The sequence below is a fragment of the Candidatus Falkowbacteria bacterium genome (assembly GCA_016699775.1).
GTDB classification, from domain to species: Bacteria; Patescibacteriota; Patescibacteriia; order Patescibacteriales; family Patescibacteriaceae; genus Patescibacterium; species Patescibacterium danicum.
The window spans coordinates 413,710-434,746 of sequence record CP065010.1; the positions used below are offsets into that span (position 1 = coordinate 413,710).

Genomic DNA, 21,037 nt, shown 5'->3' on the forward strand with positions numbered 1-21,037 from the left:
GACGAGGAGTTTAAGCGAGGCTTCTTGAATGAACGATACCTGTAGTACATTTTCTCTAGGCTTGTTATTTTGGTGCCACCTTTTTTTAAAAGGTGGCATAGTTATATTAGAGAGGAATAATATTGATGAGGGTAGGAATAAACTTTATTGAGTAATCAGGGCTAGATCCCTGCCGAAGTTTATCCCGGGCTTGACCCGGGACCGGGATGACGTAGAAAAATAACAGGGATGACAGAGGAAGGTCGGGGATGATATAACCAATAAAAAAAACCGCCCAATCAAGGGCGATTTTTTTTATGAAAGAATATTACTTCACCTTCATCAATATTTCATTCTTTAAATCAAGCGTAATAGAAACCTTGTCACCAGTCTTAATTTTTCCAGCCACAATCTCAGAAGCTAACTCATTAAGAATAATTGTTTGAATGACTCGTTTCAAAGGACGGGCACCAAACGTTTTATCAAAACTTTTCTCTGCCAAAAGATGTTTAACCTCTTTACCAATCTTGAGTCTAATATCTTTATTACGCAAGCGCTCTTCAACTTTTGCCAATTCAAGATCAATAATTTTAACTAAGTCTTCTTTGCTCAAGCTCTTAAAGATAACAATTTCATCAATACGATTTAAAAATTCAAGTTTAAAATGCTGACGCAAAATTTTATCTATTTTTTCTTTCATTTCTTCTTGTTGAATTTTGTTGGCACTGGTTTCATCTGAGCTATCGGAAAATCCAATTGAATATTCACGAATAACTTCGTTACCTAAGTTTGAAGTCATTATGACGATGGTATTTTTGAAATTAACTGTTCGTCCTTTGGCATCTGTTAGTCGACCATCATCAAGAATTTGTAACAGTATATTAAATACTTCTGGGTGGGCTTTTTCAATTTCATCAAAGAGAATAACACTATATGGTTTTCGACGTACACGGTCAGTTAATTGACCACCTTCTTCATAGCCAACATAGCCAGGAGGGGAGCCAATCATTTTAGAAATACTGTGTTTTTCCATATATTCACTCATATCCAAACGAATAAGTGAGTTTTCGTCATTAAACATAAACTCAGCTAAACTTTTAGCTAGTTCGGTTTTTCCAACACCAGTTGGACCAACAAATAAGAAGGATCCCATTGGTTTTTTTTCTTCACTAATACCAACGCGTGAACGTCTAATTGCATTAGCAACGCTTGCGATAGCATCATCTTGACCAACAACCCGATTTGATAGTTCTGCTTCGGCTCGTGATAATTTTTTAACTTCTGATTCAAGCATCTTAGAAATTTGGATTCCAGTCCAGCGGGCGACAACCCGAGCAATATCTTCGGCATCAATCTCTTCTTTTAGAATTTTTTGACCAGAAGTTTCAAGACGAAGTAATTCAGCTTCTTCTTTTTTAATCTTCTTTTCTAACTCAGGTATTTCTGAATAGCGAATTTGAGCAACTTTTGTTAAGTCATCCCCCCGACGTTGAATTGTATCAGCTTCGGCTTTTAAATCATCAATTTGTTTTTTATAGGTTCTAATATTTCCAATAATATTTTTCTCATTATGCCAGCGAGTTTCTATTTGACGGGCTTTTTCTTGTAAATCTGACAATTCTTTATTAATATCTTTTAATTTAGTTTCCGCTTTTCTGTTTTTAGCGCCACCTGCCTTTGTGATTTCTAGTCTACGAATTTCTTTTTTTAACATATCTAACTCTTCTGGAGAAGAATCAATTTCCATGCGCAAAGAAGAGGTTGCTTCATCCATTAAATCAATAGCTTTGTCAGGTAGAAATCGATCGCTGATATAACGTGAAGATAATTTTACAGCCGCTACAACAGCCTCGTCTGTTATACGAACACCATGATGTAATTCATATTTATCTTTAATCCCTCTAAGAATACTGATTGCATCATCTTCGGTTGGTTCACTGACATATACTGGTTGAAAGCGACGTTCTAAGGCAGTGTCTTTTTCAATATACTTTTGGTATTCCTTAATTGTTGTAGCGCCAATAGCTCTCATTGAACCTCGGGCCAGTGCTGGTTTTAACATATTGGCAGCATCAGCCGAGCCATCAGCTGCGCCCATGCCAACAATGGTATGAAGTTCATCAATAAATAAAATTATTCGTCCTTCGTTAGATTCAATTTCTCTGATCAAGGCTTTGAGTCTATCTTCAAATTCACCTCGAAATTTTGCACCAGCAATTAATGATCCAAGATCAAGAGTAATTAATTCTTTATTCTTTAAACTTTCCGGAACATCTCCGGCAACAATGCGCTGGGCAAGGCCTTCAATAATTGCTGTTTTTCCAGTACCAGCTTCGCCAATTAAAACAGGGTTGTTTTTTAGACGACGAGATAAAATTTGCATAACTCGCTTAATTTCATCATCACGTCCAATCACAGGGTCAATTTTATTTTGTCTGACCAAGTCGGTTAAATTATTTGTGTATTTTTCTAAAACTCGAAAACGAGTTTCAGGCTCCGGGCTATCAATTTTTTTTCCACCACGGAGTTCTTTTATTGAAGAAACTAATTTATCTTGAGTTAGTCCAGCAGTGTGGAGAAGTCGCTGAGCATCTGATTTGATTTCAAGGACTGCTAAAAATAAATGTTCAGTGGAAACATATTCATCTTCCATTTTATTTGCTTCTCGTGAGGCTGTTTCAACAATCATGGCCATCTCCGTTGTTCCTTGGACCATGCCAACTGTGGCATGTACTTCAACTTTAGGGATTTTTTCAAGTTCAGTTTCAACTTTTTCTCTAAGTCGTTCGGAATTAATTTTAAGGGTATCGAGGATTGGGCGAACTAAGCCTTCATTTTGCTCTAGGAGAGCCAGTAGCATATGAAGGGCGTTTATATATTGTTGTCCATATTCTTGGGCAACAACTTGAGCATTGATAATTGCTTCTTGAGCTTTGTTTGTAAATTTATCTAACATATAAGATTAGTTAAAAGTTGGATGTTAAATGTTATAAAGTAATTTAGTAGTTATTGGCCAAAAATATTATAATTATTGACCACCTATTAGCACTCATTGACTGAGACTGCTAATTGAACTATAATATAGTATATATATAGTGTCAAGCGTTGCGAAGTGATTATACCTAGCATATACTAATAGTATATAGGCAAACACGTATGTTTGTCTTATCTTTCATATGGTCAGAAACCGACTTTCAATTTTAGGTGTGCCAGTAGATATTATTTCAAGAACCCAGCTAAAGCAACGGTTACTTGATATATTGTCATATCGACATGGGCAACAAATTATAACACCAAACCCAGAGTTCTTATTAGAAGCTCAGCGTAATAGTGAATTTTTATCTGTTTTACGTAGCGCTTCTTTAGCTGTTCCTGATGGTATTGGATTAAAATTTGCCGGATGGCTCAAAGGTGTTAATTTACATCGTTTTACAGGTGCTAGTATTGTTACTGGTTTACTTGGGTATGCAGAAACAAAAAATTTACGTATTGCTATTTTAAATTGGAGCCAGGGACTTTCCAGTAATGATGATATTAAAGAGGCACTTCACAAAAAATATCCAAGACTATTATTTATAGTTGATTCTTTGGAAAAGGATCACATTAATTATAATACAGGGTTAATTAAAAATTTTCGTCCCGATATATTGTTTGTCGGTTTAGGAGCACCGGAGCAAGATATTTTTATAGCTCGTCGAATGCGAGAGCTTCGAACGGTTCGGTTAGCTATGGGTGTTGGTGGTAGCTTTGATTATATTACAAAAAAAATGCCACGAGCGCCTCGCTTGTTTCAAGTCTTGGGCTTTGAATGGCTTTGGCGCTTGATATTAAAACCAAGTACTCGTTGGCGCCGAATTTGGAGGGCTGTAGTTGCCTTTCCGTTATTAGTAATTCGCTGGGAATTACGCCGTTTTCGTTTTCGTCCAAACGTGGTAGCATTTATTGTTAACCAATTTGGGGAAGTTTTAATTCTTAATGCGCGTGGAAAAGGGGATTATTGGGGACTACCACAAGGTGGCACTGAACGAGGAGAGAGTATTGAAACAGCTGTTTCTCGTGAGGTTGCTGAAGAGACAAGCTTAACTGATATTTCAGTTAAGGCCATATACAAAGATATTTATAAGTATTCATGGAGCAAACCCTATACCCATAGTGGTTACAAAGGCCAACGACAAACATTATGTATTATTTCCTATAATGGGCCAACCAGAGCTGTTCGTACTAATCCATATGAGCATAAAGCTTATCGCTGGGTAAAGGTAAGTGAGTTATTGCGACAGAGCAGTCGTGTGCACAAAAAACAGTATGAACTCTTTTTAAAAAAATATTATGAGTTTAATGGAAATAATTCCTAGAATATGAAGTCAAAAAAAATTATTTTAACCGGAGGCGGAACGGGTGGATCGGTAACGCCTTTATTAGCACTTGTACCTTATTTTCAGACGGAAGGTTGGGAAGTGATATGGATTGGTACTCGTACGGGAGTTGAAAAAAAAATTGTCAGTGATGCAAAATTACCTTTTTATGCGATAGCTTCTGGAAAGTTTCGTCGTTATTTTTCCATAAAAAACTTTACAGATCCAATTCTTATAATAATTGGTTTTTTTCAATCTTTATTTTTATTATTAAAATTACGTGCTGATGTAGTAATGAGTGCTGGTGGCTTTGTCTCTGTTCCCGTTGTTTGGGCAGCCTGGTGTTTACGAATTCCAATTACAATTCATCAACAAGATATTAGACCAGGATTGGCTAATCGATTAATGTCAGTTTGTGCATCAGTTATCACAGTAACTTTTGAAAAAAGCTTACAAGATTATAAACAAAAAGCAGTCTGGGTCGGAAACCCTGTTCGCCCAGAATTTATTAAAGCTTTGGAGAGTGGATTAAGAAAACAAACAGCTTTGCCATGGCTATTAATTCTTGGTGGAGGAACAGGATCAGAGGCTCTTAATGAATTGGTTTTAGCTAGTTTACCGACACTAACAAAACAATTTTATGTTATTCATATAACTGGTAACAAGATTTCCGAAAAAGATTTTTCAAGTATATATAACTATGAACCCCATTCTTTTTTACCAGCCGAGAAGATAGCAGAAACAATGAGACAATCAACATTAGTTATTACCCGAGCTGGGTTAGGTACTTTAACCGAATTATCATTTTTGTCTAAGCCAACAATTATTATGCCACTACCTCACTCACATCAGGTTGATAATGCAGCATATTTTCAAAAAAATGAGGCAGCTATTGTTTTATCCCAAACTGATTGTAGTGTTGAAAAATTTATTCAAACAATCATTTCTATGACAGAAGATGCTGCGCTTTTGGAGAAATTATCTCTATCAATTAATAGATTAATAAAACCCGAAGCCGAAAAACAAATTTTTACTATTGTCCATGATTTAATTAGACGTTAGTATGGATTTTTCTAAAATAAAAACAATTTACATGATTGGGATCAAGGGAGTTGGTATGACCATGCTCGCAGAATTTTTAGCTCAGCAAAAATATAGTATTTCTGGTAGTGATACGGGTGAAGTGTTTATGACTGATGCTGTCTTAGCTAAAGCCGGTATCACAGTGTATTCTGGATTCTCAGGTGAGCATCTACAATCAAAACCTGATCTTGTTATTTATTCAACTGCCTATAATGAGCAGACCAATGTCGAAGTTAAAGAGGCTATAGAAAAAAATTATAAGATAGTAACTTTTGCTCAAGCCTTAGGAGACATCTTTAATACTCATTTTGGTGTGGCTGTTTGTGGTTCTCATGGGAAAACAACTACTACCGCTTGGCTTGGGTTTGTCTTAGCCAAAGCGGGACTACAACCTAATGTTATGGTTGGAGCACGTGTTCCTCAATTTAATGGTGCGGGATTAACAGGGAATTCTAATATACTTGTTGTGGAGGCTGATGAATATCAAAATAAATTACAATATTTTAATCCAAAAATGATTTTGTTAAATAATATTGACTATGATCACCCAGATTTTTTTCCATCTAAAGAAAGTTACGAACAAGTGTTTACTGATTTTATACAAAAGCTACCTAAATCTGGCTGTCTGATTGCAAATAGTGATGATGAAATTGTAAAAAAAATAATTTCACAAAACTTAAACTGTAAAGTTATTACCTATGGTTTGAATGATGATGCTGACTACAAAGCTACTTCTATACACTACCAAAATGGTAAACAATATTTTAATGTTTCTTTAAAAAAATCTGAGGAGGTAGAAGAAGATGAAACAAATGAGTTGGGTATTTTTTCAATATCATTAGTTGGACAACATAATATTTATAATGCTCTAGCAATAATAGTCGCATCTCTTGAGCTAGGAGCAGACCTTCTTTTGGTTCGTCGTTATCTTTCTGAGTTTTCGGGTACTGCTCGTCGTTTAGAATTATTAGGTGAATATAAGGGAGCTACTATTATTGATGACTATGCACATCATCCAACGGAAATACAGGCCACCCTGCAAGCACTTCAACAACGGTATGCTGGTAAAAAAATTAGAGTAATTTTTCATCCTCATACTTTTACTCGAACAAAAGCCTTTTTAACTGACTTTGGAAAAAGTTTTTCAGGTGCCAATGAAGTTGTGGTTTTGGGAATTTATGGTTCAGCTCGAGAAGTTCAGGGAGGAATAAACAGTCAAGAAGTTGCGGAGGAAATTAAAAAGAACGGTCTTGATAATGTACATAACATTAATTCACTATCTGAAGTAGAAGCATATTTACGAGAAACTATTTCTGAAGGTGATGTTATTGTTTTAATGGGGGCAGGAGATGTGTTTAGAGTTGGTGAAAACTTACTTAAAGAATCTCAATAACTTTATGATAATTGAAGAATTAATACAAAAAGACTATCCTTTAGCTCCTTTGAGTACATATAAGATTGGAGGGCCAGCCGAATTTTTTATGGCTGTTTCTTCACAGGAAGAGCTTAAAGGAGCGATTGCTTGGGCCAAAGAACACTCACAGCCAATAACTATTTTAGGCGGTGGTAGTAATATTTTAATTCATGACCAGGGGATTAAAGGTTTGGTTATAAAACTAGATAATAATACGATTATAACGAGTGACACAACTATGATAGTCGGTGCTAGTTCTAATGTCTGGACAGTTGCAGAAACTGCTTGGGAAAAAAAATTATCTGGAATTGAATGGTCAATTGGAATTCCTGGGTCAATGGGTGGCGCAATTCGTGGTAATGCCGGGGCTCATGGTGGATCATTTGATACCGTGGTCTCTGATGTTGTTGCGTTTGATATACAGAAATTAGAATTTTTTAAAGTAAAACCAACGGACTGCCATTTTGCCTATCGTCACAGTATTTTTAAAGAAAAATCTGATTGGGTTGTTTGGGAAGTGACACTTCAATTATCAGCAGGGGATCCAGAAATTATGAAACAGCAGATTCAAGAATATAAAAATTATCGTCTTCAATCTCAACCCAAAGAGCCTAGTGCAGGTTGTGTTTTTAAAAATTTATTAGTAAGTGAGATTGAGAAAAGTAGTCCCGCAGTTATAGAAATGGCAAGTCAGGAAGGAAGGATTAAAGGAGGAAAAATTGGTGTTGGATATTTGATTCAGAAATTGGGATTAATGGGGTATAGTGTTGGTGGTGCCAAGATCAGTGAGATTCATGCTAATTTTGTTGTAAATAATAATCAGGCACAAGCCAAAGATGTGGCTGAAATTATGGAATATGTCAGAGCACAAATTAAAAAGAATTATAATATAGAATTAGAAAATGAAATTCAATATTTAGGATTTTAATTATAGATTATATGAAACCATTTATTCCTTCAGACATTATAGATCAGTTAAAAAAAATTAAGAATTGCCAAGCAATTTTACTTATGGGATCTCGAGCGCAAGGAAAGGAAAATAAAAATTCTGATTGGGACTTTTATATAATTTTAAAAGATGGGTCCAAGTCATGGCGAAAAGCCTGGAAATATAAAAATACCTGGATAGAAATATTTTGTGTTGATAGCAAGACAATGAAAAATGATTTTGCAAAAGATCTAATTGAAGGCAGGGGACTAATAACGTCTATGCTCGCGACTGGTTTCATAGTTTTAGACTCGCCTCGAAAGACGCTGTTTAATTTAACCCAAATAGCGAAAAAAAATTGGAACAAGGGTCCTAATAAACTTACACAATCAGAATTGAATTGGATTAACTTTGATATCAGCACCTATCTACAGAATATTGAAGATTGTATATCAAAAAATAATCCCGCTCATACAGTATTCAATCAAGCCTATAACGATTTTATCCGATATTATTATCGTTTGAATAATGCATGGATTCCAAGGCCAAAAAAGTGTTTATACGATTTAAAGGTTAACCATAAGAAAATGTATCAGTATATAGAAGCTATTAATAAACAGAATAATTGGCAGAAAAAGGCTCATTTACTTATAAAACTTGGTCAATATATTGGAAAAAAACATAAGCTTTCTCTTAATGGTGAGTTGCCAATTATGCGAGAAAAGCCCTAGTTTTATTGAAATTTTACTCATTAGGTGTGCCTTGCATTTATAGACAAAAAATGCTATAATTTTTTTATACAGATGGCTCTGCGTGCCATTTATTTTGCATTTCGGAAGGCAATTTTAAACGTAAGTTATTAAATTTTAATATATATTTCTTATGACGAAAAAAAGAAGAAATTGGTTGATTGTAATTGCACTATTAGTTATATTGATTGGTGGTGGTATTTTTGTATCATCTAAAAATAAGTCTAAAATTGAATATACGACAGTAGCAGTTACAAAAGGTAAACTCGTGCAGACTGTTAATGAAACAGGAACAATCACTCCGGCTAAAGAAATTGAATTAAACTTTTTAAACTCCGGGCAATTATCACAGATAAACGTTAAGGTTGGTGATCAAGTTATGCCTGACCAGGCCTTGGGTCAAATAGATTCATCAAATTTAGCTATTAGAGAAAGAGAAGCTTTGGCAAGTCTGAATGTAACTTTGGCAAATGTCGCTCAATCACAATCAAATCTTGATTCTGCTCGTCGTGATTATGATAGACAAAAAGCTAGTTTACAAGAAGCCCTTAATCAAGCTGAAAAAAGTCAGCGTGATCTTGAAGATACGTCAAGTGGAACGATAACAACTTATGAACAAGCTGTAACAACGGCAGAGTCAGGACTTGTCTCAACTAAAGCAACTCTTCAACGTGGAATTAATAATAAAGCTGATGCTCTTGGATTAAATATAGAAAATAAACTTGCTGCAGGAACCACGTCATTAGATGCTATTGATCGAATCTTGAATGATTCTGATGCTCGACCAACTCTTAGTATTCAGAATTCTTCATATCTTACTTTAGCAACTTCAAGCCATGCCAATGCAGATGGCTTGCTATCTCAAGCAGCGAGTGTTCTTGCAGCTTATAAAACTAACAAGAATTTTCTAGACAGTTCATACACTTCTACACAGACAGCTTTAAGTAAAGTTTTTGAAGCCTTGTCACATATGTATAATGCTCTAACGAGTAGTATTTCTTCATCTGCCTTTACTCAAGCTGAACTTGATGCGTATAAAACCAGTATTGATAGCCAAATTTCTATAACTTCTGCTTCTATCTCATCTTTGCAAGCAGCTAAGCAAGCTCTTGAGGATGCAAAATTACAATACGAAACAAGTGTGTTGTCGGCTGAACAGAGTATTAGTCAGGCCCGTGCCAGTTATGATAATGCTTTGCGAACCGCACGAAATTCTGTAGCCACTGCTCGAACAAATCGTGATCAACAATTAGCTTCAGCTCAAGCGCGAGTTGATAGTGCGGAGGCTAGCCTTTCGGTGATAACAGCTCAGATTGCTCAAGCTCAATCAAGTGTTGATTTAGCGAGAAATCAATTAAACGACACAATCCTAAAATCACCAATTAAGGGAATTGTTACAAAAGTTAATTACCAGGTTGGTGAACAGGTTAGTCCACAAAAATCATTTTTATCAGTTCTCACGGAAAATAATTTTCAGCTGGAAATTGATATAGCTGAAACTGATATTAATAAAGTTAAACAAAATAACCAAGCTTTAATTACGCTTGATTCATTTGGTGAAGCTAACACCTTTTCTGGAACCGTCTATTTTATTGAACCGGCAGCCACTATTATTCAAGGTGTGACGTATTATAAAGTAAAGATTAGTTTTGACCCAGGCACACAACCTGTCAAACCTGGCATGACAGCAAGTGCAGTTATTACTACAGCTGAATTAGATAATGTTTTAATGATGCCATCACGAGCTATTGTTGAAAAAGATAATCAAAAATTTGTAAGAATTCTGGAAAATGAAACACCACGCGAAGTTGCTGTTACCATTGGATTAAGTGGTGATGATGGAATGGTAGAAGTTACAAGTGGTGTTAAGGTAGGTGATAATGTTGTGACCTTTGTTAAAGATCCAAGTAAGAAATAACTTGTCAAAGAAAATAACCTTGAGATAAATGATTCTATGTTAATGAATATTAAGGATCTCAAAAAAGAATATACTACCGGTGAGGTCGTGACCAAAGTGCTTCACGGCCTTTCCTTTACTATTGCTAAAGGCGAGTTTGTTTCAATCATGGGTCCTTCTGGTTCTGGAAAATCAACCTTGATGCATATTTTGGGATTTCTTGATCGAGCGACTTCAGGTGTTTTTGAATTTGAGGGTCAGGATGTAACGTCACTATCAGATGATGATTTGGCTCGTTTTAGAAATGAAAAAATTGGCTTTGTCTTTCAATCATTTAATTTATTACCCCGAACCTCGGTTTTGGAAAATGTTAAATTACCTTTGCTTTATGCTAAGGATAAAAGTATTAATGTTACCAAACGAGCAACTGAAGTATTGGAAATGGTGGGTTTAGGTCATCGTCTTAACTACTTCACCAACCAAATTTCTGGTGGAGAAAAACAGCGAGTTGCGATTGCTCGAGCTTTAATTAATAAGCCTTCAGTTATTTTTGCTGATGAGCCAACTGGTAACCTTGATTCAAAGTCAGGAACTCAGGTTATGAAAATTTTACAAGATTTAAATGAAGCTGGAAATACAATTATTTTAGTGACTCATGAAACCTATACCTCAGAACATGCCAAGCGCATTATTAGTGTCCGAGATGGAGAAATTGTTAAAGATGAACCAGTCCATAACCGTCGTTTTGCTAAAGAAGGTGAGATTTTGAAATAACGTTGAATATTGATTTATTATTTCATGCAATTTTTTTCTAACCACAATAAACAAATTGTAACCTATTCTTCGTTTCAACTTGTTAAAGATATATTGAAATTACTCAAGCCATATAAATGGCGATTCTTTTTTGCATCATTACTTAGGCTCTTGGGAGATTTAGCTTGGTTGTACCCGGCCTATGCCCTTGCTTTTATTATTACTTTTTTAACAGAGTATAAAGCTGGCGACCCACTTAACAAATTGTGGTTAGTAGTTGCTTTATTCTTTGTTGCAATCGTTATTAGAACAGTAGGTCTTTTTCTATCTAAACATTTTGGCTATGCGGTTGGAGAAAGAATAGCCATTGACTCAACTTTGAATACTGTTAAACACATGTTTCGACTGGATATGTCTTGGCATGAGCGTGAGAATTCAGGTAATAAAATTAAAAGAATTCAAAATGCTGGAGACGGACTAAATAAGATAGTTAGAATGTGGTTTAACAATATTATTGAAATTTCTGTAAATTTAATTGCAATTAATATTATAATTGCACAGTTTGATAAAACAGTATTGTTAATGATTATAGTCTTTTTGGTTTCATATTTTATTATCTCAGGGATAATGACAAGAAAAGCCAGCCAAGCTTCATATAAAGTGAACATTGAAGAGGAAAATGTGCATGGACTATTATTTGAAGCAGTTAATAATATTAGAACCGTAAAAGTAATGTCAATGATTGGTACATTATATAAAATGCTTACCTCCCGAACTGATATTCTATTCCGTAAGCTTAAAGAAAGAATTTTTTTATACCAATCACGTAACGCTTTTTTATCTTTTTGGGGAGGAGCTTTTAAAATAGCGATAATGATTTTGATAATAAAGGGTATCTTGGATGGCCAGTATGCAATTGGTTTCTTAATTTTGTTCAATATGTACTATGGAAACTTAAGCCATTCAATTGATGAGTTAGCTTTTGTGAGTGTAGATTTTGTTGCTGCAAAATTAAGTGTCTCTAGAATGAAAGCAATTTTAGATCAACCAATTACTATTGATGATGAAAAAGGAAAAAAATTATTATCTCGAGACTGGAAAAAAATCACCGTACAGAATGTATCCTTTTCTTATGGAGATAATAAAGTCCTTGACAATGTTTCGTTTGAAGTGCGACGGGGTGAAAAAATAGGTATTGTTGGGCTTTCAGGAGCAGGGAAGTCAACCCTTTTTAAATTATTATTAAAAGAACGAGAAGAGTTTGCTGGAGATATTCTTTTTGACTCCACGTCTATTAAAAAAATTAAAAGTAATGATTACTTTAAAGTCGCTTCAGTCGTTCTCCAGGATACAGAGGTGTTTAATTTTTCTTTGAAAGATAATATTACTATTACTAATGTTGAAGAAGAAAAAAATGAAAAGTTACTAAAGAAAGCCCTATCAACAGCGCATATTACTGATTTAGTGGCTAAGCTTCCTGATGGTTTGAATACATTGATCGGAGAAAAGGGTGTAAAGTTATCTGGAGGTGAAAGACAAAGATTGGGAATCGCTCGAGCTATTTTTAAAGAACCTCAAATTTTGTTGCTTGATGAAGCTACTTCTCATCTAGACCTTGAATCAGAAGAAAAAATTCGCGATTCATTAAATAAGTTTTTTGAAACCGTTACCGCTATTGTTATTGCACATAGGTTAACAACCATTAAACAAATGGATAAAATTTTAGTTATTGAAGATGGTAAAATTATTGAATCTGGGAATTTTGAAAAGTTGTATGCAGATCATGGAAGATTTTATGAATTATGGGAAAAGCAGAAACTATAAATATTACACATGACCTTTAATTATTTTGCACAATTAATTAAGAGTGCTTTTCGAGCTCTAAATGCGGCACGTCGTCGTAGTCTTTTAACGATGCTTGGAATTATTATTGGTGTGGCTGCCGTTATTATTATTATCGCTATTGGTGCCGGTGCTCAATCATTAATTTTGTCTCAAGTATCAACCTTTGGTGCAAATTTAGTTGGAGTCTTGCCTGGTAAATCAGAAAAAAATGGGCCCCCTGCTTCAGTGATGGGTGTTACAATTACCACCTTAACTTTGGATGATGCAAAAGCCTTGGCTGATAAAAGTAATGCTTCCTCATATTTCAGCAGTAGCACCGTTTACTCGTGGTGTTGGAACACTTACGTGGAAGGATCAAAAATATGATACCAGCTTAAGTGGAACGAGTGCAGAATATTTAAACGTTGAAGGTGGAGAGGTTGCAGAAGGTAGATTTTTTGGGGTTGAAGAAGAAGCTGGGGTGGCACGAGTCTTAGTGCTTGGTAGTACTGTTAAAGAAGAGTTGTTTGGTCAAAGTGAAGCCATTGGTCAAACTGTACGTTTAAAAAATTCTGGGTATACGGTGATTGGCGTGATGGCAGAACGTGGTACTGTCGCTTTTCAAAATTATGATGACCAAGTTTTTCTTCCAATCACAACTATGCAACGAGAAGTTGCCGGTGTTCGTCATCTTGGATTATTACGTGCTAAAGTTGATTCGGAAGAATATGTTGATCAGACAGTTGCGGATATTGAAGCTACTTTACGAGAACGACATAATATTACCGATAAGTCAGGGGACAGTGATGACTTTTCTGTTCGTAGTGCTCGTGATGCTTTGAATATTTTAACTTCAATTACTGATGGTCTTCGTTTCTTTCTTGCTGCGATGGCTGCTTTATCATTGTTGGTTGGTGGTATTGGTATTATGAATATTATGTTAATTCGGGTGGTTGAGCGAACTCGTGAAATTGGATTACGTCAAGCAGTTGGCGCCAGACGTTTTGATATTATGGCACAATTTTTAGTGGAGTCAGTGGCTATTACATTTTCTGGTGGATTGATTGGAATTGTTGTTGGCGAGGTTTTGTCGTTTGTTATTGCTTTTGTGGCACGTCAGTTAGGTTATGATTGGCCGTTTAGTTTTTCACTTTCAGCTATATTGCTTGCTGTGTCTGTATCAGTGGCCGTTGGTTTAATTTTCGGTTTATATCCAGCCGCTAAGGCGAGTAAATTAGATCCGATTGAAGCTTTGCGATATGAATAAGAGTAATAAAGTAAGTAATAAGGTTTATAAAAAATTCAAATTTAAACTTTATAACATCACAACTTTATAAACTTTATAACAGTTTCCCGTTATGACAATTATTTCTTCCATAAAAAATTCACTAAAATTAATGCGCGCTAATAAAGCACGCACGTCATTGACGTTGCTTGGTTTAGTGATTGGTATCATGACGGTCATTATTGTTTTTGCTGCTGGAGAAGGAATTCGTGGTTTAGTCTTAGGTCAAATTGAATCATTCGGGACGGATACAATTATCACTGAAATAAAAGTTCCAAGCACAAAATCAGGCTCCGCCGGTGAAAGTGAATCGGGAAATGCTCAAGCCTCTGGGGTCCAGGTTACAACCTTAACAGTTGAAGACATGGAAGCAGTTGAGAAATTACCAAATATTAATAAAGGCTATGCGGCTGTTTTATCACAAGAGCAAGTAAGTTTCGGCAATGAATTACGACGTGCTTCTATAATGGGAGTAAATGCTAACTATATTGAAATTGATGCTGGATCAACCGTTAAATTTGGAAGATTTTTTACTGAAGCTGATGATAAGAGTTTAGCGACTGTCGCGGTTATCGGGCAGGGGATGAAAGAAAAATTATTTGGTGAAAGTGACGCGATCGGCAAAACAATTAAATTACGTAATGAACGATTTACAGTAATTGGCATCATGGCGCCACGAGGAGCAGTGATGTTTATGAATTTTGATGACTATGTTTATGTTCCACTTCGTACCTTACAAAAAAAGTTAATGGGCACTGATTATGCTTCCTACATGGTTCATCAACTTGAGGATGTGCGTGCTAGCGAGGCAACGGCTGAGGATATTCGTTACACGATGCGACAACGTCATGATATTACAGATCCAGTAAAGGATGATTTTCGAGTTTCAACAATGGTTGAATCACTTGAAACCCTTGATACAATTACGAGCGCTTTAACCTTTTTATTATTAGCCATTGTCGCAATCTCTCTTGTTGTTGGTGGAGTTGGGATTATGAATATTATGTATGTGTCGGTTACAGAACGCACCATGGAAATTGGTTTGCGTAAGGCAGTTGGTGCTTCCTACAAAGATATATTGCAGCAGTTCTTAGTTGAAGCAATTTTAATTACTTTAACCGGTGGTGTGGTGGGCAGTATCCTGGGAACAATTATTTCTTTTCTCATATCACTAATAGCTAATGGCTTAGGTTTTGATTGGCGTTTTGCTATTCCTGTTCAGGCTTATCTTATTGCCATTAGTTTTAGTTTAGTTTTTGGAATTATTTTTGGAGTTACACCTGCTCGTTCGGCCGCCAAGCTTGATCCGATTGAGGCGTTAAGGACGGAGTAGGTTTTCTGTCATCCCTGTTATTTTTTATACGTCAATCCTGCTTATATACTGTCATCCCCGACTTGGTCGGGGATCTGGTCTTGATTCTATAATGTATATGTCATCCCCGCGAAGGCGGGGATCTAGTCTTAATTCTATAATGTATATGTCATCCCCGACTTGGTCGGGGATCTCGTGAATACTATGTGTAATAGATTTTACACAGATCCCAGCTTACGCCTGCCTGCCGGCAGGCGGGGATGACATGTAAAAATATAGGTATGACAGGGGAAAGTTGGGTCGTTATATATATTTTAAAAATAAAGAAGCCACTGCGATATCCTGCAGTGGCTTGTTTGTTTTTGAAACTTTATCTTGCTCTTCCGGCAACTACTATCCGGCTTAGGAGGTTTACGGGAATCCCGTCGTTTAAAACCATTCGGTTCCAGCTAGAATACCCGTATTCATCAGAAGATTTGTAAAGCAAGTATGGAAAATATGAAACATTTTCGTTCATTATGAGAAATAATCTTGATCCAAATTCTTCGACAAGAAATCCCTCAACTGTTTCTTGAACATAATTAGGCATTACATATACACCCTTTAATGCCAAGGTTCTTTTGAACTCTTCTATAGTAACTAGTGTATCATTTTTTTGCTTCCATTCTTTGATCTTCTTTGATCCGATTATTTCTTTCAGATCATCGGCATACAAATACCCACCGTCAGTGAATCGCATAGTTTCTTGCGCATACGCTGATGAATAAATAAAACAAATGAATAAAGCAATAGCAATGATTAAGTTTTTCATTTTAATTCTCCTTCTGCCTTTTAGGCGTTTAAGTTATGTTTTTTGATTAAGAATCTACTGACCTTTAGGTCCTCTATTACCAGAAGACCAGTATATTCTTAATCAAAATAACTAAGTAGGAGATATGAGTACTTGATTGTCAATGAACTCTTATGAGCCTATTATATCATATTATCATATATTTGTCAAGTCCTCTTCAAAATAGCCCTTAAAATAGGGGGTTTATTTGTAAAAACGGGTAATGGCTGGTATACTGGACTATATGCTTAATGACTCAAATAGCACTCCTAATCTCTTGAACCAATACCAGAAATATCAGGAGGATGTAGCTCAAAAGCCCCCTCTGACAGGTGGTTTTCGTGAACAACCAAAGAAAAAACGTTCAATTATATTATTTATTGTTAAGACAATTTTCTTTACCGTCTTAACGGTTTTATGTTTAATCATTCTCTCAATTGCCATTAACTTACGTAGTATTTCTACAATCTATCGTGGAGTTTTTGAAGGTAAGAGCAATCTAGAAGAATCATTAGTTTTTGCTCAAAAAAGAGATTTTGTGATTGCTGATAGTAAAGCTGATTCTGCGGTTCAAAATTTTAAATCTGCTGCTACGGAATTAGAAAAAATAAATCTAGGACCATTAACCTTAATTCCTGAAGTTAAGGCATATAAAACAGACGCCAAAAATTTGGCAAGTGGTGGCATGCACTTAGCAGAGGCAATGAGCAAGGGGGTTAAATATGCCTATAGCTTGGAAGGAATTTTAGGGAAAAATAGTAGTCTAGGTTTTTCTAAGTTACCAACCGAAGAGAAACGTCGTATTCTTTCAACAATCTATACTGCAGGTCCGACTCTGGCTGAAATTGAACAACTTTTGGAAATAAGTTTAGTGGAAATTCAAAGTGTCAAATCATTTACTTGGATTGGCCCTTTGACAGTACGTATTAAAGAGCTAACAGAAAAAGTAACTGTTGGACAAAAAACAATGGCCTCGGCTTCACCCTTAACTCGGCTTTTGCCTTCAATACTTGGTTACCCAAAGCCAGCTAACTATTTATTTATTCTTCAAAATAGTGATGAGTTGCGTCCAACCGGTGGATTTATTGGCACCTATGGAATCATTCAAACCAAAGATGGAGACATTACACGTTTTGATACTCATGATGTCTATCATCTTGATATGCCAGTTAAAGATAAAGTTAACGTCACCCCGCCTGAACCAATCAAAAAATATTTAGTTGATAAATGGTATTTCCGAGATGCTAATTGGGCACCGGACTGGCCAACCGCGGCCGAGAAAATTCTTTGGTTCTATAATTTGGAAAATCAAGCTCAGCCTAAACCAGACCCGATTAAAGATTTTGATGGTGTAGTTGGAATAACGCCGGAGGTAATTATTGAGTTAATGAAATTGACGGGACCAATAACTGTTGATGGAGAAATCTATACGCCTGATAATTTTGTTGATTTACTGCAGTATAAAGTTGAAAAAGATTTTGTTAGATTAGGTGTGCCTTCTTGGCATCGCAAAGAAACCGTTGGACAGATTGCGACTATTCTTAAGCAACGATTACTAGATTTGCCATTAGATCGTTGGCCAGAATTAATTAGATTAGTAGGTGATAATATGGCTCGAAAAAATGTCTTGCTGTACTCAAAAAATCCAGAAGTAAAAGCAGTTGTAGAAAGTGAAGGCTGGAATGGTGAAGTAAAAAAATATTGGGGGGATTATTTAATGGTAGTTGATGCCAACATGGCAGCTTTAAAAACTGACTCAGTAATGAAAAGACAGATTGACTATAATCTTACTCAAGATAAGAATGGAGATTTGATGGCAAACGTGACACTCAGTTATTCTCATCAAGGCGCTCCAAGTTGGAAAATTAGTCGTTACCAAAGTTTTACAAGAATATATGTTCCTGAGGGGAGCACCTTGCTCAAAACTTCTGGCTTAGAATCTGGTTCAGTTGTTTCGGGTGATGAATTTGGACGTACTTATTTTGGTGGTTATTTCAAAGTTTCACCTCGTGAAAATGCTCAGCTAACTTTTCAATATAAATTACCACGTCGGATGGTTGAAAATATGAAGAAATATAATAACTATGGACTTCTAGTTCAAAAACAGCCAGGATCTGGCCTTGTTGGTTTGTCAGTTGACGCTACCTTCAATAATCAGATAAAATCCTATGAGCCAGTGAACCTCTTGTCAGACACTCCAGACGACCATTCATTTTTTAGTGATGGTGATTTAAACATTGATCGTAATTTTGTCTTTAATTTTTAATTATGTTTAGTAAAAGAATTGGTATTGACCTTGGCACAACCTATACTCTTGTTCATGTTCCTCGACGAGGAATTGTTATTAATGAGCCATCAGTGGTTGCTATCTCAATGAGTGATAAAAAAATCTTGGCTGTTGGTAATGAAGCTAAAGACATGCTTGGCAGAACGCCAGGAAATATTATGGCGATCAAACCACTTAAGGATGGAGTTATTGCGGACTATCATACCACCGAAGCTATGTTACGATATTTTATAAATAAAGCTTTGTCAGGTGTTCGTTTGTTTCGTCCGGAAGTTATGGTAGCTGTACCTGCCGGAATTACTTCAACTGAACGTCGAGCGGTTATTGATGCCACAATTGCTGCCGGTGCCAGAGCGGCCTATATTATTAAAGAACCAATTGCGGCGGCGATTGGAGCTGATATTCCAATCGGTTCTGCTTCAGGACATATGATTGTTGATATTGGTGGAGGAACTTCGGAAATGGCAGTTATTTCTTTGGGCGGTGTTGTAACATCAACATCTGTTCGGGTTGGTGGAAATCGTTTTGATAGTTCTATTACTGATTACATTCGTCGTAAATATAATTTAGTCATTGGTGAACGAACCGCTGAAGAAATAAAAATTACCATTGGCAGTGCTCTGTATCTCGAAGATAAATTAACTATGGAAATTCGTGGTCGAGATATTATTACTGGTTTACCACGTAATATTATTGTGACTTCAGATGACGTCACAGAAGCAATCCAAAATGAATTGGAAGCAATCATTGCAGCTGTAAAAAATGTCTTACGAGAAACTCCTCCAGAATTGTCTTCAGATATTATGGACAAAGGTATGGTCTTGTCTGGTGGTAGTTCACAACTTCGTAATCTTGATCAGTTATTATATCGAACAACTGATGTGCCCGCCTACGTCGCTGATGAAGCACAACTTTGTGTGGCCAAAGGAACCGGTATTGCTTTGGAGAATCTAGATTCATATAAGAGAAGTATCTTTGCCACCAAGTAAATTTTGGAGTTTTGCAGTTTTAGTTTTTTTATTTTTTTGTAATTTTGATTTCTATGCTTATTGGAATTGATGCTTCTCGCGCTAATCGACTTCATAAAAGTGGTACTGAATGGTATTCATATTATTTGATTAGGGCCTTGGCTCAGATTGACTCCAAAAATACCTATATTCTTTATACTGATGCTCCATTAACTGAAGGTTTGGCTGATTTAACTACAAATTCGCAACATAAAACTTTTGTTACTTCGGTTAGAGAAAATGGTATGCAGCCGGTTCGTAGTCCACATAATAATGTCAAAGCCAAAGTGCTACGCTGGCCATGGAAATTTTTCTGGACTCAAGGAAGGCTGTCTTTAGAAATGATTTTTCATCGTCCAGATATATTATTTGTTCCAGCTCATGCGTTGCCAATATTTCATCCAAAAAAATCAGTTGTGACTATTCATGATATTGGCTTTCGAAATAATGCTTCTCTATATGAGCATAATCAAATTGGGGCTGATAGTCGTCGACGTCGGAGTCTAATAAATTTTTGTATTCGTCTTATAACCTTTGGCAAATATGGTGCTACTAGTTTTGATTATCTTGAATGGTCAACTAAGTTTGCCTTACATCAAGCTGCCACTATTATTGCTATTTCACAGTTTACAAAATCGGAATTATTATCAGCTTATAAACCAAAGCCAGAAAAAATTTCCGTTGTCTATAATGGATATTCAGAAGATTTATATCATCCTCTCCCAGATGACAGAACAAGTGACGAAGTTTTGCAACGATATGGAATTAGCCGACCTTATTTTTTTTATGTTGGTCGTCTTGAAAAAAAGAAAAATACTGCTACCTTGATTGAAGCTTTTGCTTTACTTAAAAGTAAACAAGGAGAAAATTTTAAACATAAACTCTGCCTAGTAGGGGACGCCAGTTATGGTTTTGATGAAATCAAATATACAATTCATGAATATGGTTTGGTAAATGATGTTATTGTTACTGGCTGGATTGCTGAAAAAGATTTACCATATATTTTTGCTCGAGCCGAGGCTTTTGTATTTCCATCAAATTATGAAGGGTTTGGAATTCCTTTGCTTCAGGCGATGGCTACGGGTACTCCGATTGCTGCTTCGAATATTGCTTCCATTCCAGAAATTGTCCAAGAGGCTGCCATTTTGTTTGATCCAAAAGATAGCCAAGATATTGCCGAAGCTCTGGCTCGAGTTCTGTTTGATGAGACGCTTCGTAAAAAATTAATTGAGCACGGCAAGCAAAGAGTTAAACAATTTAGTTGGCAAAATACAGCTCATGAAACATTAGAAATTTTTAATAAACTCAAAACAAAATGATTTTTTAATCTGAATT

16 protein-coding genes are annotated in these 21,037 nt (G+C 35.9%); 14 read left to right on the forward strand and 2 right to left on the reverse strand.

The annotated features are described in order from the left end of the window. Positions 1 to 307: 307 nt before the first annotated feature. Positions 308 to 2,935, reverse strand: coding sequence for an AAA family ATPase (locus tag IPN41_02110; protein ID QQS60746.1), 2,628 nt, complete (start codon positions 2,933 to 2,935; stop codon positions 308 to 310). Positions 2,936 to 3,155: 220 nt separating this feature from the next. Here IPN41_02110 and IPN41_02115 point away from each other — a divergent pair, with 220 nt between their 5' ends. From IPN41_02115 to IPN41_02165, 11 genes are all read left to right on the forward strand, one after another. Next, positions 3,156 to 4,334, forward strand: coding sequence for a WecB/TagA/CpsF family glycosyltransferase (locus tag IPN41_02115; protein QQS60747.1), 1,179 nt, complete (start codon positions 3,156 to 3,158; stop codon positions 4,332 to 4,334). Positions 4,335 to 4,337: 3 nt separating this feature from the next. Further along, entirely contained in the window at positions 4,338 to 5,396 is a 1,059-nt protein-coding gene (gene murG, locus IPN41_02120; GenBank protein ID QQS60748.1) for an undecaprenyldiphospho-muramoylpentapeptide beta-N-acetylglucosaminyltransferase, read from the forward strand. Between the two features lies 1 nt (position 5,397). Further along, positions 5,398 to 6,810 (forward strand): UDP-N-acetylmuramate--L-alanine ligase, encoded by a 1,413-nt coding sequence (murC, locus tag IPN41_02125; GenBank protein QQS60749.1) that lies wholly within the window; start codon positions 5,398 to 5,400, stop codon positions 6,808 to 6,810. 4 nt (positions 6,811 to 6,814) lie between these two features. After that, a complete protein-coding gene (gene murB, locus IPN41_02130; GenBank protein QQS60750.1) occupies positions 6,815 to 7,759 on the forward strand; it encodes a UDP-N-acetylmuramate dehydrogenase in 945 nt (314 codons plus the stop codon). Between the two features lie 2 nt (positions 7,760 to 7,761). Next, complete coding sequence (locus IPN41_02135; GenBank protein ID QQS60799.1) at positions 7,762 to 8,490, forward strand: nucleotidyltransferase domain-containing protein; 729 nt, start codon at positions 7,762 to 7,764, stop codon at positions 8,488 to 8,490. A gap of 151 nt (positions 8,491 to 8,641) precedes the next feature. Then, complete coding sequence (locus IPN41_02140; GenBank protein ID QQS60751.1) at positions 8,642 to 10,426, forward strand: efflux RND transporter periplasmic adaptor subunit; 1,785 nt, start codon at positions 8,642 to 8,644, stop codon at positions 10,424 to 10,426. A 36-nt stretch (positions 10,427 to 10,462) separates the two neighbouring features. Then, positions 10,463 to 11,179: an ABC transporter ATP-binding protein gene (locus tag IPN41_02145; protein ID QQS60752.1), complete on the forward strand. Its 717-nt coding sequence runs from the start codon at positions 10,463 to 10,465 to the stop codon at positions 11,177 to 11,179. Positions 11,180 to 11,203: 24 nt separating this feature from the next. Continuing rightward, positions 11,204 to 12,982: an ABC transporter ATP-binding protein gene (locus IPN41_02150; GenBank protein ID QQS60753.1), complete on the forward strand. Its 1,779-nt coding sequence runs from the start codon at positions 11,204 to 11,206 to the stop codon at positions 12,980 to 12,982. Positions 12,983 to 12,991: 9 nt separating this feature from the next. Beyond that, positions 12,992 to 13,369, forward strand: a complete 378-nt coding sequence (locus tag IPN41_02155) for an ABC transporter permease (protein QQS60754.1) — start codon at positions 12,992 to 12,994, stop codon at positions 13,367 to 13,369. Continuing rightward, positions 13,293 to 14,249 carry an ABC transporter permease gene (locus IPN41_02160; GenBank protein ID QQS60755.1) on the forward strand — a complete coding sequence of 319 codons (957 nt, stop codon included), beginning with the start codon at positions 13,293 to 13,295 and terminating at the stop codon, positions 14,247 to 14,249. Before IPN41_02155 ends, IPN41_02160 begins: the two co-directional genes overlap by 77 nt. Before the next feature lie 91 nt (positions 14,250 to 14,340). Continuing rightward, complete coding sequence (locus IPN41_02165; GenBank protein ID QQS60756.1) at positions 14,341 to 15,600, forward strand: ABC transporter permease; 1,260 nt, start codon at positions 14,341 to 14,343, stop codon at positions 15,598 to 15,600. 349 nt (positions 15,601 to 15,949) lie between these two features. Here IPN41_02165 and IPN41_02170 read toward each other — a convergent pair whose 3' ends face one another. After that, a complete protein-coding gene (locus IPN41_02170) occupies positions 15,950 to 16,390 on the reverse strand; it encodes a hypothetical protein (protein QQS60757.1) in 441 nt (146 codons plus the stop codon). A gap of 262 nt (positions 16,391 to 16,652) precedes the next feature. On the opposite strand from IPN41_02170, the gene IPN41_02175 reads away from it, so the two are divergent. From IPN41_02175 to IPN41_02185, 3 genes are read left to right on the forward strand one after another with little or no spacing between them, the layout of a single operon-like run. Then, a complete protein-coding gene (locus IPN41_02175) occupies positions 16,653 to 18,674 on the forward strand; it encodes a DUF4012 domain-containing protein (protein QQS60758.1) in 2,022 nt (673 codons plus the stop codon). A 2-nt stretch (positions 18,675 to 18,676) separates the two neighbouring features. Next, positions 18,677 to 19,684, forward strand: coding sequence for a rod shape-determining protein (locus IPN41_02180; protein ID QQS60759.1), 1,008 nt, complete (start codon positions 18,677 to 18,679; stop codon positions 19,682 to 19,684). 53 nt (positions 19,685 to 19,737) lie between these two features. Further along, positions 19,738 to 21,021: a glycosyltransferase family 4 protein gene (locus IPN41_02185; protein QQS60760.1), complete on the forward strand. Its 1,284-nt coding sequence runs from the start codon at positions 19,738 to 19,740 to the stop codon at positions 21,019 to 21,021. Positions 21,022 to 21,037: the final 16 nt, after the last annotated feature.

Bases quoted from the DNA above. Each gene is read 5' to 3' on its own strand.
- IPN41_02175 (QQS60758.1), top strand. From the start codon at position 16,653: ATGCTTAATGACTCAAATAGCACTCCTAATCTCTTGAACCAATACCAG.
- IPN41_02160 (QQS60755.1), top strand. From the start codon at position 13,293: ATGCTTCCTCATATTTCAGCAGTAGCACCGTTTACTCGTGGTGTTGGA.
- murB (QQS60750.1), top strand. From the start codon at position 6,815: ATGATAATTGAAGAATTAATACAAAAAGACTATCCTTTAGCTCCTTTG.
- murG (QQS60748.1), top strand. From the start codon at position 4,338: ATGAAGTCAAAAAAAATTATTTTAACCGGAGGCGGAACGGGTGGATCG.
- IPN41_02140 (QQS60751.1), top strand. From the start codon at position 8,642: ATGACGAAAAAAAGAAGAAATTGGTTGATTGTAATTGCACTATTAGTT.
- IPN41_02145 (QQS60752.1), top strand. From the start codon at position 10,463: ATGTTAATGAATATTAAGGATCTCAAAAAAGAATATACTACCGGTGAG.
- IPN41_02110 (QQS60746.1), bottom strand. From the start codon at position 2,935: ATGTTAGATAAATTTACAAACAAAGCTCAAGAAGCAATTATCAATGCT.
- IPN41_02150 (QQS60753.1), top strand. From the start codon at position 11,204: ATGCAATTTTTTTCTAACCACAATAAACAAATTGTAACCTATTCTTCG.
- IPN41_02180 (QQS60759.1), top strand. From the start codon at position 18,677: ATGTTTAGTAAAAGAATTGGTATTGACCTTGGCACAACCTATACTCTT.
- IPN41_02165 (QQS60756.1), top strand. From the start codon at position 14,341: ATGACAATTATTTCTTCCATAAAAAATTCACTAAAATTAATGCGCGCT.
- IPN41_02170 (QQS60757.1), bottom strand. From the start codon at position 16,390: ATGAAAAACTTAATCATTGCTATTGCTTTATTCATTTGTTTTATTTAT.
- IPN41_02115 (QQS60747.1), top strand. From the start codon at position 3,156: ATGGTCAGAAACCGACTTTCAATTTTAGGTGTGCCAGTAGATATTATT.
- IPN41_02185 (QQS60760.1), top strand. From the start codon at position 19,738: ATGCTTATTGGAATTGATGCTTCTCGCGCTAATCGACTTCATAAAAGT.
- IPN41_02155 (QQS60754.1), top strand. From the start codon at position 12,992: ATGACCTTTAATTATTTTGCACAATTAATTAAGAGTGCTTTTCGAGCT.
- murC (QQS60749.1), top strand. From the start codon at position 5,398: ATGGATTTTTCTAAAATAAAAACAATTTACATGATTGGGATCAAGGGA.